The organism is Sphingomonas sp. GW821-FHT12D09 (assembly GCF_058807215.1).
Genome location: NZ_JBXAQL010000001.1, coordinates 1,063,246 through 1,079,026 on the forward strand (window position 1 = coordinate 1,063,246; position 15,781 = coordinate 1,079,026).

The following is a 15,781-nucleotide window of genomic DNA, read 5'->3' on the forward strand; positions in this document are numbered from 1 at the left end:
TACGGGTCTCTCCTTCATGTCGCAGGTTCAACAAATGGAACCCGTATTTCGTCGCGATGGAGGCTCTAAACTGCGGTGAACGGTTGGCCGAAGGCGATGAACGACGGTGTTCACCTGCGGTTAATTGCAGGTCTACGCGACACTTACGTCACCGGAAAAGGTTCCGCCCTCCTGTTTGACAGGATCCAACACGCTACCTATATCGCGCTCTCCACCACGGCTTCGGGAAATGATGCGTCGTCGCGCAACGCATCGGTCGAATTGGAGCTGTGGTCTCATAAGACGCTGAAAGCTGCCGGAACCCGAAATGGGAGTCGCGCGGCCTTTTCGCGTCTTTCCGCACGTCCCGGCCCCGGACAGGGGCACCGAAATCACGGCTGACGAGGCAAAACACAACCATGGCAACCAAAGCGATCGAAGGCGGCACGTTCAAGCGCCGCATCCGCAAGGTGTTCGGCGACATCCACGAAGTGGTGCAGATGCCGAACCTGATCGAGGTTCAGCGCGAATCCTACGAGCAGTTCCTGCGGAGCGATTCCTCGATCGGCTACATCTCGGGGCTGGAGAAGACCCTGCGCTCGGTATTCCCGATCCGCGACTTCGCCGGCACCGCCGAGCTCGACTTCGTCAACTACGAGCTCGAGCATCCCAAGTTCGACGTGGAAGAGTGCCGCCAGCGCGGCATCACCTATGCGGCCCCGATGCGCGTTACGCTGCGCCTCATCGTGTTCGAGGTGGATCCCGATACGGAAGCCCGTTCTGTCCTCGATATCAAGGAGCAGGACGTCTACATGGGCGACATGCCCCTGATGACGGGCAACGGCACCTTCTTCATCAACGGCACCGAGCGCGTCATTGTCAGCCAGATGCACCGTTCGCCGGGCGTGCTGTTCGACCATGACCGCGGCAAGACCCATGCTTCGGGCAAGTATCTGTTCGCGGCGCGCGTGATCCCGTATCGCGGCTCGTGGCTGGACTTCGAGTTCGACGCCAAGGACATCGTCAACGTCCGTATCGACCGTAAGCGCAAGCTGCCGGTGACGACGCTGCTGTACGCCCTCGGGCTGAACGGCGAGGACATCCTCAACTATTTCTACAACCGCGTGACCTTCGTCCGCGGTCCGAACGGCTGGCAGATTCCGTTCGCGCCCGAGAACTGGCGCAGCGCGAAGCCGATGTTTGACATCGTCGACGCCAAGTCCGGCGAGGTCGTGTTCCCGGCCGGCCAGAAGATCAGCCCGCGCGCTGCCAACAAGGCGCAGAAGGACGGTCTCGAGACCCTGCTGATCCCGACCGAGGAAATCTTCGGCCGCTACAGCGCGTTCGACCTGATCAACGAGAAGACCGGCGAGATCTATATCGAAGCCGGTGACGAAGTCTCGGCCGAGAACCTCGAGAAGCTGGACAAGGCCGGCATCGAGAAGCTCGAGCTGCTCGACATCGATCACATCTCGACGGGCCCGTGGATCCGCAACACCCTCGCCGCCGACAAGGCCGAGGAGCGCCAGCAGGCGCTGTCGGACATCTACCGCGTCATGCGCCCCGGCGAGCCGCCGACGCTAGAGACCGCAGAATCGCTGTTCGCCGGCTTGTTCTTCGATCCGGAGCGCTATGACCTCTCGGCCGTCGGCCGCGTGAAGCTCAACATGCGCCTCGACCTCGACGCCGAGGACACCGTCACGACGCTGCGCACCGAGGACATCCTCGCCGTGGTCAAGACCCTGGTCGACCTGAAGGACGGCAAGGGCGAAGTCGACGACATCGACAACCTCGGCAACCGCCGCGTGCGTTCGGTGGGCGAGCTGCTCGAGAACCAGTACCGCGTCGGCCTGCTCCGCATGGAGCGCGCCGTGAAGGAGCGCATGAGCTCGGTCGACGTGTCGACCGTGATGCCGAACGACCTGATCAACGCGAAGCCGGCCGTGGCCGCGGTTCGCGAGTTCTTCGGCTCGTCGCAGCTCTCGCAGTTCATGGACCAGACCAACCCGCTCTCCGAAGTGACGCACAAGCGTCGCGTCTCGGCGCTCGGGCCGGGCGGCCTGACGCGTGAGCGTGCGGGCTTCGAAGTCCGCGACGTTCACCCGACCCATTATGGCCGTATCTGCCCGATCGAGACGCCGGAAGGCCCGAACATCGGCCTGATCAACTCGCTCGCGTCGTTCAGCCGCGTGAACAAGTACGGTTTCATCGAGACGCCGTACCGCAAGGTGAACAACGGCCAGGTGACCAACGAGGTCGTCTACCTGTCGGCAATGGAAGAAGCGAAGCACACGATCGCCCAGGCTTCGGCCGAGGTCGATGGCGAGCACCGCTTCACCGAGGAGCTCGTCTCCGCCCGCCAGGCCGGCGAGTTCCTGATGGCGCTTCCCGAGACGATCACGCTGATGGACGTCAGCCCCAAGCAGCTCGTGTCGGTCGCGGCATCGCTCATTCCGTTCCTGGAAAACGATGACGCCAACCGCGCATTGATGGGCTCGAACATGCAGCGCCAGGCCGTGCCGCTGGTGAAAGCGGAAGCGCCTTTCGTCGGCACCGGCATGGAAGAGACCGTCGCCCGTGACTCGGGTGCCGCGATCGGCGCCCGCCGTGGCGGCATCGTCGACCAGGTCGATGCCTCGCGCATCGTCATCCGCGCGACCGGCGACGTGTCGGCGGAAGAGAGCGGCGTCGACATCTACACGCTGATGAAGTTCCAGCGCTCGAACCAGAACACCTGCATCAACCAGCGTCCGCTGGTGAAGGTCGGTGAGACGGTCAACGCCGGCGACATCATCGCCGATGGCCCGTCGACCGAGTTCGGCGAGCTGGCGCTGGGTCGCAACGCGCTCGTCGCGTTCATGCCCTGGAACGGCTACAACTACGAAGACTCGATCCTGATCTCCGAGCGCATCGTGAAGGACGACGTGTTCACGTCGATCCACATCGAAGAGTTCGAAGTCATGGCCCGCGACACCAAGCTCGGGCCGGAGGACATTACCCGCGACATCCCGAACGTCGGTGAAGAAGCGCTGCGCAACCTCGACGAGGCCGGCATCGTGTACATCGGCGCCGAGGTCGAGCCGGGCGACATCCTGGTCGGCAAGATCACGCCGAAGGGCGAGAGCCCGATGACGCCGGAAGAGAAGCTCCTCCGCGCCATCTTCGGCGAGAAGGCTTCGGACGTCCGCGACACCTCGCTCCGCCTGCCCCCGGGCGTTGCCGGTACCGTGGTCGAAGTCCGTGTCTTCAACCGTCACGGCATCGACAAGGACGAGCGCGCGATGGCGATCGAGCGCGAGGAGATCGAGCGCCTGAAGAAGGACTCGGACGACGAGCGCAACATCCTCAACCGCGCGACCTGGTCGCGTCTGCGCGAGATGCTGCTCGGTCAGGTCGCCACGGCGACGCCGAAGGGCCTGAAGAAAGGCGCGGCGATCGACGCCGATCTGCTCGACAGCGTGGATCGTCACGAATGGTGGAAGTTCGCCGTTCAGGACGACAAGGCCCAGAGCGATCTCGAGGCGGTGAAGGGCCAGTATGACGAGGCCGTGAAGCGCATCAAGGAGAAGTTCGAGGACCGCCGCGAGAAGCTGGAGCGTGGTGACGAGCTGCCGCCGGGCGTGCTCAAGATGGTCAAGGTCTTCGTCGCGGTGAAGCGCAAGCTGCAGCCGGGCGACAAGATGGCCGGCCGTCACGGCAACAAGGGCGTCATCTCGCGCATCCTGCCGGCAGAGGACATGCCGTTCCTCGAGGACGGCACGCCGGTCGACCTGGTGCTGAACCCGCTGGGTGTGCCTTCGCGCATGAACGTCGGTCAGATCTTCGAGACTCACCTCGGCTGGGCTGCCCGTAACCTGGGCATGCAGGTCGCGGCGTCGCTGCAGGACTGGCGCGAAGCCAATCCGAACGCAGTCGCGGGCGAAATGCCCTCGGCGGTCAAGGAGCGGCTCAAGGAGGTCTATGGCGACCATTATGCCGACGAGATCGAGGCGCGTAGCCCCGATCAGATCAGCGAGCTGATCCACAATGTCCGCACGGGCATCCCGATGGGCACCCCGGTGTTCGACGGTGCGCGTGAGGCCGATGTTTCGGCGATGCTGGAACTGGCGGGTCTCGACACGTCGGGCCAGTCGACCCTGTTCGACGGCCGCACGGGCGACACGTTCGACCGCAAGGTTACCGTGGGCATCATCTACATGCTGAAGCTCCACCACCTTGTGGACGACAAGATCCACGCCCGTTCGATCGGTCCGTACTCGCTCGTCACGCAGCAGCCGCTGGGTGGCAAGGCGCAGTTCGGCGGCCAGCGCTTCGGCGAAATGGAGGTCTGGGCCCTGCAGGCATACGGCGCTGCCTATACGCTGCAGGAGATGCTGACGGTGAAGTCGGACGACGTGGTCGGCCGCACCAAGGTCTATGAAGCGATCGTCAAGGGTGACGACACCTTCGAGGCCGGCATCCCGGAGAGCTTCAACGTGCTCGTCAAGGAAATGCGCTCGCTGGGCCTCAACGTCGAACTCAAGAACGACGAACCGGGCATCGACGAGGACGGCGTCGCGATCGCGGCAGAGTGAGGGTCCGGGCGCTGCCTGACGGTGGCGCCCTCCCCTTCACCCAGAGAATTTTACCCTCCTGAGGGAAAAAGAAATGAACGAACTGACCAATTTCGCGAACCCGGCCGCCAAGCCGGAGACCTTCGACCAGATCCAGATCGGTATCGCGTCGCCGGACCGCATCCGCAGCTGGTCCTTCGGCGAGATCAAGAAGCCCGAGACGATCAACTACCGCACGTTCAAGCCCGAGCGTGACGGCCTGTTCTGCGCGCGCATCTTCGGTCCGATCAAGGATTACGAGTGCTTGTGCGGCAAGTACAAGCGCATGAAGTACAAGGGCATCGTCTGCGAGAAGTGCGGCGTCGAGGTCACCGTCTCGAAGGTCCGCCGCGAGCGCATGGGCCATATCGAGCTGGCCGCGCCGGTCGCGCACATCTGGTTCCTCAAGAGCCTGCCCTCGCGCATCGGCCTGCTGCTCGACATGCAGCTCAAGCAGCTCGAGCGCGTGCTCTACTTCGAGAGCTACATCGTCACCGAGCCGGGCCTGACCCCGCTCGAGAAGTTCCAGCTCCTCACCGAGGACGAGCTTCTCGACGCGCAGGACGAGTATGGCGAGGACGCGTTCTCGGCCGGCATCGGCGCCGAAGCGGTCAAGATCATGCTCATGGATCTCGACCTGGAAGGCGAGCGCAAGGAGCTGCTGGAAGAACTGGCGGTCACCAAGTCCGAGCTGAAGCCCAAGAAGATCATCAAGCGCCTGAAGGTCGTCGAGAGCTTCATCGACTCGGGCAACCGCCCCGAGTGGATGATCCTGGACGTCGTTCCGGTCATCCCGCCCGAGCTGCGCCCGCTGGTGCCGCTGGACGGCGGCCGCTTCGCGACTTCGGATCTCAACGATCTGTATCGCCGCGTGATCAACCGCAACAACCGCCTGAAGCGCCTGATGGAGCTGCGTGCGCCGGACATCATCGTCCGCAACGAAAAGCGCATGCTGCAGGAAGCCGTCGACGCGCTGTTCGACAATGGCCGCCGCGGCCGTACGATCACGGGCGCCAACAAGCGTCCGCTCAAGTCGCTGTCCGACATGCTCAAGGGCAAGCAGGGCCGCTTCCGCCAGAACCTTCTCGGCAAGCGCGTCGATTATTCGGGCCGCTCGGTCATCGTGACCGGTCCGGAACTCAAGCTGCACCAGTGCGGCCTGCCGAAGAAGATGGCGCTCGAGCTGTTCAAGCCGTTCATCTACGCCCGTCTCGACGCCAAGGGTCTCTCGATGACCCTCAAGCAGGCGAAGAAGTGGGTCGAGAAGGAGCGCAAGGAAGTCTGGGACATCCTGGACGAAGTGATCCGCGAGCACCCGGTTCTGCTGAACCGCGCGCCGACGCTTCACCGTCTCGGCATCCAGGCGTTCGAGCCCGTGCTGATCGAGGGCAAGGCGATCCAGCTGCACCCACTGGTCTGCTCGGCCTTCAACGCCGACTTCGACGGTGACCAGATGGCCGTCCACGTCCCGCTGAGCCTCGAGGCCCAGCTGGAAGCGCGCGTCCTGATGATGTCGACCAACAACATCCTGAGCCCCGCGAACGGCAAGCCGATCATCGTGCCATCGCAGGACATGGTGCTGGGTCTCTATTACCTGTCGATGCTCAAGGAAAACGAGCCCGGCGAAGGCATGCTGCTGGGCGACATGGCCGAAGTGCACCAGGCGCTCGAGGCCGGCGCGGTCACGCTGCATACCAAGGTGATCAGCCGCGTCCCGCAGACCGACGAGGATGGCAAGCAGTACCTCAAGCGCTACGAGACGACCCCGGGCCGCATGCTGCTGGGCGAGACGCTGCCCAAGTCGCACCGCGTGCCGTTCGAGACCGTCAACCGCCTCCTCACCAAGAAGGACGTGGGCGACGTGATCGACGAGGTCTATCGTCACACCGGCCAGAAGGAGACCGTGCTGTTCGCCGACGCGATCATGGCACTGGGCTTCCGCCACGCGTTCAAGGCAGGCATCTCGTTCGGCAAGGACGACATGATCATCCCGGACGCCAAGGTTGGCCTGGTCGACGAGACCCGCGCGCTCGTGAAGGATTACGAGCAGCAGTATCAGGACGGCCTGATCACGCAGCAGGAGAAGTACAACAAGGTGATCGACGCCTGGAGCCGTTGCGGTGACCAGGTGGCGGCGGCCATGATGGACGAGATCAAGGCAGTGAAGAAGCTGCCGAACGGCCGCGAGGCCCCGATCAACTCGATCTACATGATGGCACACTCCGGTGCGCGTGGCTCGCAGGCGCAGATCAAGCAGCTTGCCGGCATGCGCGGCCTGATGGCCAAGCCGTCGGGCGAGATCATCGAGACGCCGATCATCTCGAACTTCAAGGAAGGCCTGACCGTCCTTGAATACTTCAACTCCACCCACGGCGCCCGTAAGGGTCTCGCGGATACGGCGCTCAAGACGGCGAACTCGGGGTACCTGACCCGCCGTCTGGTCGACGTGTCGCAGGATTGCGTGATCATGGAGCTGGACTGCGGCACCGAGCGGGCGCTGGAAATGCGCGCGATCGTGCAGGGCGGCTCGACCATCGCGTCGCTTGGCGAGCGCATCCTGGGCCGCACCACGGCCGAGGACGTTGTCGACACCAAGACCGGCGAGATCGTCATCCCGACGGGCACCCTGCTCGACGAGGCGGCGGTCGCGAAGATCGAGGCGCTCAACATCCCGGGCATGAAGATCCGCTCGCCGCTGGTCTGCGAAGCCAAGATCGGTGTCTGCGGCAAGTGCTACGGGCGTGATCTCGCCCGCGGTACGCCGGTGAACATCGGCGAGGCCGTCGGCGTCATCGCGGCGCAGTCGATCGGTGAGCCGGGCACGCAGCTGACGATGCGTACCTTCCACATCGGCGGCGCGGCGCAGCTCAACGAGCAGTCGAACCTCGAAGCCCCCGTGGACGGCAAGGTCGAGTTCCGCGACGTGCGCATCATCGAAGACCAGCGCGGCCGCCGCGTTGTGCTCAGCCGTTCGGCCGAGCTGGCGATCGTGGACATGGACGGACGCGAGCTCGCCGTGCACAAAATCCCGTACGGCGCGTACGTGCTGTTCGACGACGGCCATATCGTCTCGAAGGGTGACCGGATGGCCGAGTGGGATCCGTTCACCATGCCGGTGATCACGGAAACCGGCGGCGTCGTGAAGTACCAGGACCTGATCGAGGGCAAGACGCTCACCGAGCAGACCGACGAAGCGACGGGCATCGCCCAGCGCGTCGTCACCGAGTACCGTGCGGCGACCAAGTCGAAGGAGGATCTGCGTCCGCGTCTTACCCTGACCGGCGACAACGCCGCCGAAGCTGCCCGCTACATGCTGGCTGCAGGCGCGGTGCTCTCGGTCGATGACGGTGCCACGGTGCGGGGCGGCGACGTGCTTGCCCGTGTTGCCCGCGAGTCTGCCAAGACCCGCGACATCACCGGCGGTCTGCCGCGCGTCGCCGAGCTGTTCGAAGCCCGCAAGCCCAAGGAAAACGCGATCATCGCGAAGGTCTCGGGCCGTGTCGTGTTCGGCAAGGACTACAAGGCCAAGCGCAAGATCGGTATCCAGCCCGAGGACGGCGGCGAGGTCGTGGAGTATCTGGTTCCGAAGTCGAAGGTGATCGACGTCCAGGAAGGCGACTACGTCAAGCGTGGCGACAACCTGATCGGCGGCAGCCCGGATCCGCATGACATTCTCGAGGTGCTCGGCATCGAGCCGCTCGCGGAATATCTCGTGTCGGAAATCCAGGAAGTCTATCGACTGCAGGGCGTGAAGATCAACGACAAGCACATCGAGGTGATCGTTCGCCAGATGCTGCAGAAGGTCGAGATCATCGAGAGCGGCGACACCACCTTGCTGGTGGGCGAGCAACTCGATCGCTCGGAGATGAACGAGGTCAACGAGAAGCTCGCTCCGGGCCAGCTGCCCGCGGCCGGCAAGCCGATCCTGCTCGGCATCACCAAGGCGTCGCTGCAGACCCGCAGCTTCATCTCGGCGGCGTCGTTCCAGGAGACCACCCGCGTCCTCACCGAGGCGGCGGTCCAGGGCAAGCAGGACACGCTGATCGGCCTCAAGGAGAACGTGATCGTCGGCCGTCTCATCCCGGCCGGCACCGGTGCGGGCATGAACCGCCTGCGTGTCGCCGCGACGAGCCGCGACGCCGCCCTCCGCGTTCAGCAGCGTGCGCTGCAGAACGCACTGGTGGCGCCGAACTCGGCCGCCGAAGAGCGCGAAGCCGAGCACGCCCGTTCGGCACGTGACGCAGAAGGCACCGGCAGCGACCCGCTCGCTTCGGTCGTTCCGAGCGGCCACGGCACCGATGCGGACGCCGGCGAGTATCTGAACGAGGCGGAGTGATCCGCGTCGCCAGACGCTCCCAGCGCTGACTGGAAACACCGCCGTCCGGGCAACCGGGCGGCGGTTTTCTTTTGGGCAAGGCGAGCCGGGCGGTTTGCGCGGTCGCCCGGTTGCACCGCGATTGCCAATGTCACGAAGCTCTGGCGACAATGCAGGCGGGGCGGCGGCATTGCTGGAGAGAGACTTGCTGCGACACCTCCCCACCGCGTTGCTCCTGCTCGGCCCCGTGCCGATCGCGGAGGCCCTCCCCGCCCCGGCCACGCAAAAGGCCGGGCGATGCTCGATGGACTCGCTGCCCGAGCCGCAGAAGCGGCGGTTGATCGACGGCTATGTCGCGCGCCACAAGACCCAGGGCAAGGCGCGCGCCGATGCCTGGGCCAAGGCGCAGGAAGATGCGATCTACAGCCAACTCGTGGCGCAAGGCGCCTGCCCCGCCACCCGCGGCCCGGCCCAGGCGGCCAAGGCCCCTGCGCGGACGGCCAGGAAGGCGATCCTCAACAAGCAGGGCCAGCCGTGCCGCAGCATCACGGTGGAGAATCAGGTCTTTCCCGGATTCGGCGGCGAGCCGATGCGGATGGCGCTGGTCCAGGTCTGCAAGGACTGATCCGTCGCAAAGGAAAAGCCGCCGCCCGGATATCGGGCGACGGCTTGCTTCTTGTCCGAAGCGCGAAGGCTTACTTCGCGGCCGCGGATTCGCCGGGTGCCAGGAACTTGATCGCGGTGCCGGTGGCGTTGGTCTTGCCCCAGCTCAGAGCACTAACGTGCGAATCGCCGTACTTGGCGTTGATCACCGCATCGGCACCCAGCTTCTCGGCGCGCTCCCAGAGCTCGCGGTAGATCTTGCCCTGCGACGCTTCCTTGCTGAAGATCGTCGCCTTGCGGATGCCGGCCTTTACCTCGCCGAGCACCTTGTAGGGCCGGTCCGGCAGGTCGGTGGCGAACACCGGCACACCTACGTCCTCGTTGACGACGACATAGTGCTTGTCGCCCTTGTGCTTGTCTTGGGCCGAAACCAGCGACGGCGATGCTGCCAGAACCGCCACGGCAGCCAGTGCCGAGAGACGCGTGAATTTCATGATTCCCCCCTTTGAATAACCCGAATCCCCTTCGGGCGACTCAAATCTGCCTTATGGTTTCGACTTCGACAAGCACTTGCCAAATGCTTCGCGAGAAGGAATATTTTCCGCGGGGGGACTTATCATGATCTTGAGCTTTATCGCCATAACGGGGCTTTCTACTGCCGCGCAGGACGTTCCCGCGACGGGCGACACGCGCGTCTCCGCAGTCTTGACGGCGCCCGCGCCTTCGGTGCTGGTGACTCTGCCGCGCGACACTCCGGTCGAGCTGATCGCGACCCGTGAAGTCAGCACCGCCGATGCCAAGCCGGGCACGCCGATCAAGCTCCAGGTCAGAGCGGCCGTGCGGGTCGGCGACCGGGTGGTGATCCCGGCGGGAACGCCCGCCTGGGGCGAAGTGGTCAGCGCGACGGACGCCGGCGGGCTGGGCAAGTCCGGCAAGATGACCTCGCGGCTGGTGCGTATCCAGCTGGGCGATATCGCGATCCCGATCGAAGGCGATATCAGCAGCAAGGGCCGTACGGGCTCGGTTGCAGGCGCGGTGTTCGCCGGCGGGGTGATGGGCCTGTTCCACCGCGGCAACAATGCCAAGATCAAGGCCGGCGAGGTCGTCAGCAGTTTCGTGGCGGAAGATATCGTCCTCGATTTTTCGGGGCCTGCCGTGCAGCGCGCATCGGCGACGCCGCCTGCGCAGACTGCTGGCACATGATGATCGCCGCGCTGATCCTGGCGCCCTTGCTCGCGGCGGCGCCGCTCGGCAAGTGCGAGCGTGACCTGACGCTCGTCGGAGGCACGCCGATCCGGTTGCTCACCGCCGAGCGGCTGTCGAGCAAGCATGCCGCGACCGGTGACATGGTGGCGCTCGCCGTCGCCGACGACGTCAGGATCGACGGGTTTGTCGCGATCCCGGCAGGCACGCCGGCAAAGGGGCAGATCGCCGACGCAAGCGGCACCGGCGGGCTCGGCACCTCCGGCAAGCTGACGCTGCGCCCGCTCTATCTGCAGTTGGGCGACACGGTCGTCAGACTCGACGGGCAATCCGCGAAGGACGGCGGCATGCCTGTCGGCACGGCGGTGGGCATGATCACGGTGAGCGTGTTGTTCAGCGGGAAGAGCGCGGAGATACAAGCGGGCGCGTCGATTGGATCGTCCGTCCGGCGCACGGTCATGCTGCACGTGGCGCTGCCCGAAGCCTGCTGAACGCATCTCGCGAATTTTCCTCTCCGATGTCGATTCCGCTGATCCTCGTTCGGATGACGGAAAGCGAAGGTGAGGCCTAGTCGCGATCCAGTTTCCACGCCGCATCGAGATAGCGGTCCGCCGCCGCCTTGAGCGCCGGCTCCTTCTCGAATGCCTCGGCGGGCAGCGGCGCGATGCCGAGCCCTTCCATTACCACCCACAAAGCGAATTTGCGCGAAGGCTCCTGCTCCACGCCGAAATCGATGCGTAGCCGCTCCTCGCCGCGCTCGCGCACGGCCGCGTCCAGCGCCTCGGGTTCGTCGGTGTCGAAATAATGCGTGAGCAAAGCGTCGAGGTCCATGCGCCCTACTTCGGCGCATGGACCTCGATCTGCAAGCGGATGGCCGTTACGCCGCCATTCCGCTCGCAAGCCATGCGGCGCATCCGGGGCCGAGCTCGACCCGCGCCATTGCTTCGTAGTTCGCCACGTCCCGTGCGGTCAGCACGTCGCGCCAGCGGCCATTGGTGCCCTTGTTGATGAAGGTCTCGGCACCGCCATCCCAGAACATGCCGCCCAAGGGCGCGGCCTTGGCGGCATTGGCCTTCATCCAGTCGAAGCCGCAGTGGCGCAGGATGCGCGGGAAGCTCCCGGCATCGATTTCGATCTCCAGGAAGTCCGCGATCCTGCGGATCTCGCCGGCCAGGTCGCGCTTCATCGCCTCGAAATGGACGAGATGGACATTCGGCAGCTCGCGCACCGCCCACCAGCTGCGGACATTCTCCCAGAACGACCAGAAGGGCGCACCATCGCCGTCGAGCCATTCGCGGAAATACTCCGCCACGTCCGGATTGGCGCGCGCGATCGGCGGCCCGACCCGGCCTGGGGTGTCGTTGAGCGCGGCGTACCAGGCGCCGGTAGCGTGGAAATGATGGTTGTGCAGGCTCCACGCCACGTCGCGTCCGTCGCGCGCAACATAGAGATACTTGGCCTTGTCGCTGAAGCGCAGCGCGTCGACCGGCAGATGCGTCTTCAGGATGCGGCGATGCGTCTGCGCCTCGAGCGCGGCGAGCTTGCCGAGCACCGGCCCTACACGCAGATCGACCCAGGGCGAGATCTCGGCGACCGACACGTCGGGATCGCCACCGAACACCAGCTGCGCGACGATCTGCTGCGTCCAGGTGGTGCCCGCCTTGGCATAGGTCGATACGATCACGTCGTCGTCGCGAAAGGCCAGGTCGTTCCAGATCGTCGAATCGACATGATGGTTATGCAGCTCGCGCAGCTTGCGCGGCAGCGTCGCCGGAACTGCTGCCGGCGCAAAGGTCACGGGCATTCGTGCTGGTCCTTCAAAGATCGAAGGGCGGTGATCTATGAGCGTAATACACCAGCGTCAATTCTCAATTTACGCCAAGTCTTACGAAGATCAACGCACATCATATCCAAATGTTATGCCGATATATTAGACATTCCGAACCGGCGCGCGGGTGACATCCATATTAAAAATCGGCAATTTATCTTTGAATTCTCACCGTTTTGGATCAGAACTCCAGCGTCGCACGCAGCGTCACCACGGTAACACGCTGCGCACCCGCATCGCCGCCGCGATTCCAGATGAACTGCAGATCCGGCTGCAAACTCAAGAACTTGGTGAGTTTGTCCGAATAGGTCAGCTCGATCGCATTCTCGGCGGCGGCGGTGTGCACGCCGTCGCCGCGCAGCAGGTCGCGATAGCCGGCCGAGAGATAGGCCTGGTTCACGCCGAACGAGAACTGGCTGTCGTCACGCCCCGGCACGACATGGGCGACCCGTAGCCCGCCCTGCCAGCCACCCTTGTACGGCGTGGTCTTGCCCTCGGAGATGCCGGCGCGGACGAAAAGGCTGGTCGCGAACGGCCCATCCTGGTTCCCCAGCGCCTTTTGCGCGATCACATAAGCACCACGTGCATCGCGACGGATGGGGTCGCCGGCGCCGGTCACTTCGGCGATGTCGTCCTGGCGCTGGGTATAGCCCCAGGCGCCGATCGCGAACTTGTTGCCGTCCTTCTCCACGCCCGCTTCACCGATCAGCAACGCGCCGTGATGGAAGTCGAGCGCCGAACCGCGATCGTCTCCCAGCGCACCGGCAGTGGCGTTGAGCACCGCGAAGCGCGCAAAGCCGGCGCCGCCGAAGCGCTGCTCGAGCCGTACCGCCAGCGCAGTCGTCGGGAAGATCGAAGGACCGTTGGGACCCGTCGCCGCGATCTCCGATCCCACGCCGAAGGCGGGTGCGATCAGCAGGCCCGAAGCATCGCTCGCATAGAATTCGCTGTTGAGGTCGTAGAGGCCGGCGCGCAGCGTGGAGCGGCTGCCCAGCTTCTGCTCCACCCAAATCTCGAACAAGCGCAGCTTGGGGTTGGCGACTTCGATATTGTCGATGCCCTGCAGCGTGCCGGCCACGTCATTGGGTCGGTCGCCCAGATTGTTTAGCACGTCGATATGAAAGCTGGCGCCGGTCCAGCCGACCAGCTGCCCGAGATCGCCATTCGCCTCGACGTTCAGATCGTCGAGACCGAAGCTGCGCATGCCGCGCCCGTCCGCCGCGACACCGGACAGATCGACGCGATAGGTCGCAGCCAGGTCGATCGCCGGCTCCTTCGCCTCCTGCGCCTGCGCCGAAGCGGCACAGAGAAACAATCCCAGAGCCGGCAGGCCCCCGCCAAGTGTCGCACGCATGTCGTAAGCCCCAAAACCCGTCATCCCCGAGAAACAATAATAGAGGGCTCGGACCCGATGCGGTTCGGACGCCCTATAATTGGCCTGAAGAGGGGATGCCGGGGCATTCCGTGCGGAGATGCTTGTGAAGATCACCTCGCTCAACAAGGCAACCACCCAGGCGGCTGCGATCCTGATCGGCATCACCGCCGTTTCGGGCGGCACCGGGCTGTTCGTCGCGATGAAGCAGAACAGTGCGATCGCCGAGCAGACGGCCGCCGCCGGTCTTCTCCAGAACCATATGGAAGCCGACATGATGCACGACGCGGTTCGCGCCGATGCACTAAATGCCCTTGTGACCGGTCAGGGCTCGGCGCGCCAGGAAGTGCTCGACGATCTCAAGTCGCACCTCGCCACGCTCTCCAGGAATATCGACGTGGACGCCGCCTTCCAAGGCGAGGATAGCATCGTAGCCGCCACCAGCAAGCTCAAGGCCCCGATGGACGCCTATGCCGCCGCCGCGCAGAAGATCGTCGATGCCGCCGGCACCGATGCGAACGCCGCGCACGCCCAGCTGCCCGCCTTCATGCAGCAGTTCCACGCGCTCGAAGAGTCGATGGAGGCCGCGTCCGAAGCGATCGAGGCGCATGCCACGCAGGTTGCATCCAGCGCGGCGACAATGGGCATGATCGCGATGATCATCCTGACGATCACGCTGCTCGCCGGCATGGGCGCGGCGCTGCTGCTCTCCCGCGCCGCGCGGCGCCTGCTCGTCCAGCCACTGCTCGATCTCGCCGGCACGATGCGCGCGCTCGACGGCGGCGACCTGTCGGTCACGGTGCCGCACACCACCCGCGAGGACGAGCTGGGCGGCATGGCCCAGGCGATCGATGCCTTCCGCGACAAGCTCAAAGCCGCGGAGGCCGCCAAGGAAGCCCAGACCCGCCTGATCGTCGACACCATCGGCACCAGCCTGGACGCGATGGCGCGCGGCGACCTCAGCGTCGAGGTCACTGCCGAGCTGACCGGCCCCTTCGCAGCGCTGAAGCGCAGCTTCAACGATGCCGCGCACGGCCTGCGCGCGCTGATCGGCAATGTCGTCACCGGCACCGAGAATATCCGCACCGGCGCCAACGAGATCGCCTCGGCCTCCGAGGATCTCGCCCACCGTACCGAGCGCAACGCCGCGACGCTGGAAGAGACCAACGCTGCCGTGAACGCCATCGATCACCGCCTGAAGTCGATCGCGCTTTCCGCCAGCGAGACGCTGTCGCGCGCCGACGGCGCCATCGCCGTCGTCGGCAATGGCCGTGCAGTCGCCGACGAAGCAGTGCAGGCAATGGGCCGCGTGAGCGACAGCGCCAAGGGCATCGACAGCGTCATCGAAGGCCTCGACAAGATCGCCTTCCAGACTCGCGTTCTTGCGATGAACGCCGCGGTCGAGGCCGGCCGCGCCGGCGAGGCGGGCCGCGGCTTCGCCGTCGTCGCCGACCTGGTCAGTGCGCTCGCAATGCGTGCCGAGGAAGAAGCCGGCCGCGCCCGCGACCAGCTCACCCACACGCAGGCCGAAGTCGTCACCGCGGTCGAAGCCGTGATGAAGGTCGACAGCGCGCTCGCCGATATCTCGGGCGATGTCGGCCAGGTCCATGCCCTGATCGGCACCATGGCAGAGGACAACAACGCCCAGAGCCACGCGATCAGCCAGGTGAGCGAGGCGATCGGCGACATGGATCGCGGGACGCAGCAGAACGCCGCGATGGTCGAGCAGACCTCGGCCGCCGCGCGCAACCTGACGCAGGAAGTCGATGCGCTGGCCGACAGCGCCGGCAGCTTCACGATCGAAGCGCCGCACGGCCGCAGCACCGCCCCGGCGGCACGCGCGACGGTGACCGGCTCGACGGTCCACTAGGCGAATCGGCTTTCCAGGC

Annotated in this window: 10 protein-coding genes; 6 read left to right on the top strand and 4 right to left on the bottom strand. The window is 65.1% G+C overall.

All coding sequences use genetic code 11. From position 1 onward, the window contains the following. Positions 1-398: 398 nt before the first annotated feature. From rpoB to AC1RPL_RS04825, 3 genes are all read left to right on the top strand, one after another. Entirely contained in the window at positions 399-4,553 is a 4,155-nt protein-coding gene (gene rpoB, locus AC1RPL_RS04815; RefSeq protein WP_493068115.1) for a DNA-directed RNA polymerase subunit beta, read from the top strand. A gap of 73 nt (positions 4,554-4,626) precedes the next feature. Next, the gene (gene rpoC, locus AC1RPL_RS04820) at positions 4,627-8,907 is read left to right on the top strand and encodes a DNA-directed RNA polymerase subunit beta' (RefSeq protein WP_493068116.1); all 4,281 of its coding nucleotides are present in this window, start codon (positions 4,627-4,629) and stop codon (positions 8,905-8,907) included. A gap of 184 nt (positions 8,908-9,091) precedes the next feature. Further along, complete coding sequence (locus AC1RPL_RS04825) at positions 9,092-9,511, top strand: hypothetical protein (RefSeq protein ID WP_493068117.1); 420 nt, start codon at positions 9,092-9,094, stop codon at positions 9,509-9,511. A 70-nt stretch (positions 9,512-9,581) separates the two neighbouring features. On the opposite strand, the gene AC1RPL_RS04830 is transcribed toward AC1RPL_RS04825, so the two are convergent. Further along, positions 9,582-9,983: a heavy metal-binding domain-containing protein gene (locus AC1RPL_RS04830; protein ID WP_493068118.1), complete on the bottom strand. Its 402-nt coding sequence runs from the start codon at positions 9,981-9,983 to the stop codon at positions 9,582-9,584. 124 nt (positions 9,984-10,107) lie between these two features. Between AC1RPL_RS04830 and AC1RPL_RS04835 the strand changes: the two genes are divergently transcribed. Together AC1RPL_RS04835 and AC1RPL_RS04840 are read left to right on the top strand one after the other, a co-directional pair. Further along, a complete protein-coding gene (locus AC1RPL_RS04835; protein WP_493068119.1) occupies positions 10,108-10,692 on the top strand; it encodes a hypothetical protein in 585 nt (194 codons plus the stop codon). After that, a complete protein-coding gene (locus tag AC1RPL_RS04840) occupies positions 10,692-11,183 on the top strand; it encodes a hypothetical protein (protein WP_493068120.1) in 492 nt (163 codons plus the stop codon). Before AC1RPL_RS04835 ends, AC1RPL_RS04840 begins: the two co-directional genes overlap by 1 nt. A 76-nt stretch (positions 11,184-11,259) precedes the next feature. Here AC1RPL_RS04840 and AC1RPL_RS04845 read toward each other — a convergent pair whose 3' ends face one another. From AC1RPL_RS04845 to AC1RPL_RS04855, 3 genes are all read right to left on the bottom strand, one after another. After that, entirely contained in the window at positions 11,260-11,523 is a 264-nt protein-coding gene (locus AC1RPL_RS04845) for a hypothetical protein (protein ID WP_493068121.1), read from the bottom strand. Between the two features lie 46 nt (positions 11,524-11,569). Next, complete coding sequence (locus AC1RPL_RS04850; protein WP_493068122.1) at positions 11,570-12,496, bottom strand: sulfotransferase domain-containing protein; 927 nt, start codon at positions 12,494-12,496, stop codon at positions 11,570-11,572. A 205-nt stretch (positions 12,497-12,701) separates the two neighbouring features. Then, positions 12,702-13,874 carry a carbohydrate porin gene (locus AC1RPL_RS04855; RefSeq protein WP_493068123.1) on the bottom strand — a complete coding sequence of 391 codons (1,173 nt, stop codon included), beginning with the start codon at positions 13,872-13,874 and terminating at the stop codon, positions 12,702-12,704. Positions 13,875-13,992: 118 nt separating this feature from the next. Between AC1RPL_RS04855 and AC1RPL_RS04860 the strand changes: the two genes are divergently transcribed. Then, positions 13,993-15,762, top strand: a complete 1,770-nt coding sequence (locus AC1RPL_RS04860) for a methyl-accepting chemotaxis protein (RefSeq protein ID WP_493068124.1) — start codon at positions 13,993-13,995, stop codon at positions 15,760-15,762. The last annotated feature ends 19 nt before the right edge of the window (positions 15,763-15,781 follow it).

What these genes read in the sequence shown, in the direction of transcription:
- rpoB (WP_493068115.1), top strand. Translation starts at nt 399, where the DNA reads ATGGCAACCAAAGCGATCGAAGGCGGCACGTTCAAGCGCCGCATCCGC.
- rpoC (WP_493068116.1), top strand. Translation starts at nt 4,627, where the DNA reads ATGAACGAACTGACCAATTTCGCGAACCCGGCCGCCAAGCCGGAGACC.
- AC1RPL_RS04830 (WP_493068118.1), bottom strand. Translation starts at nt 9,983, where the DNA reads ATGAAATTCACGCGTCTCTCGGCACTGGCTGCCGTGGCGGTTCTGGCA.
- AC1RPL_RS04835 (WP_493068119.1), top strand. Translation starts at nt 10,108, where the DNA reads ATGATCTTGAGCTTTATCGCCATAACGGGGCTTTCTACTGCCGCGCAG.
- AC1RPL_RS04840 (WP_493068120.1), top strand. Translation starts at nt 10,692, where the DNA reads ATGATCGCCGCGCTGATCCTGGCGCCCTTGCTCGCGGCGGCGCCGCTC.
- AC1RPL_RS04845 (WP_493068121.1), bottom strand. Translation starts at nt 11,523, where the DNA reads ATGGACCTCGACGCTTTGCTCACGCATTATTTCGACACCGACGAACCC.
- AC1RPL_RS04850 (WP_493068122.1), bottom strand. Translation starts at nt 12,496, where the DNA reads ATGCCCGTGACCTTTGCGCCGGCAGCAGTTCCGGCGACGCTGCCGCGC.
- AC1RPL_RS04855 (WP_493068123.1), bottom strand. Translation starts at nt 13,874, where the DNA reads ATGCGTGCGACACTTGGCGGGGGCCTGCCGGCTCTGGGATTGTTTCTC.
- AC1RPL_RS04860 (WP_493068124.1), top strand. Translation starts at nt 13,993, where the DNA reads ATGCTTGTGAAGATCACCTCGCTCAACAAGGCAACCACCCAGGCGGCT.